This window comes from Nonomuraea lactucae, from assembly GCF_003313395.1.
Taxonomy (GTDB): Bacteria; Actinomycetota; Actinomycetes; order Streptosporangiales; family Streptosporangiaceae; genus Nonomuraea; species Nonomuraea lactucae.
In genome coordinates this window covers 1-645 of sequence record NZ_QNFZ01000333.1, presented here as the reverse complement: position 1 = coordinate 645, position 645 = coordinate 1, and the positions used below count along the sequence as shown (strand labels likewise).

Annotated in this window: 1 protein-coding gene; it reads left to right on the top strand. The window is 78.1% G+C overall.

What is annotated here, in order from left to right:
* Positions 1 to 645, top strand: a 645-nt coding sequence (locus DQW85_RS21780) for a methyltransferase (protein WP_275888232.1), incomplete at both ends; no start/stop codon positions are given.

Sequence of the window (645 nt, the reverse complement as noted above, 5' to 3'; positions counted from 1 at the left end):
CGCCGCCGGCCTGGCCGGGAAGCTGGACGTCGCGGCCGAGCCGCTGACCGTGCTCCTCGACGCGCTGGCCCGCTTCGGCTACCTGCACGGCGACGGCACCAGGTACGGCGTCGGCCGGGCCGCCAGCCCGTGGCTGGACCAGGGCGCCGCGGGCGGTTTCGCGCCCGCCCTCGCCCTCTGGCACGACCTGATCGGCGAGCTGTGGACCGGCCTGGAGGAGGCCGTGCGCACCGGGCGGCCGCCCGAGCCGTACTACCACTGGCTGGAACGGCGGCCCGGCACCTCGCGCGACTTCCAGGCCATGCTCGCCGGGATGGCGCGGGCCATCGCGCCCGCCGTCGTCGAGGCCGTGCCGGGGGTGGACGGCGACCTGCTGGACCTCGGCGGCGGCCACGCGATCTACAGCGTCGCGTTCTGCCAGGCCGTCCCCGGCCTGACGGCGACCGTCGTGGACCTGCCCGGCGCGTTGGAGGAGGGGCGCGCCGCCGTCGAGGAGGCCGGGCTCGGCGGCCGGATCGCGCTGGTCCCCGGAGACCTCGGCGACCCGATCGGCGGGAGCTACGGCGCGGTTCTCCTCTTCAACGTCTGCCACGGCCTCGACCCGCGCGCCGGCGCGGCCCTGGTCGGCCGGGCCGCCCGGGCGCT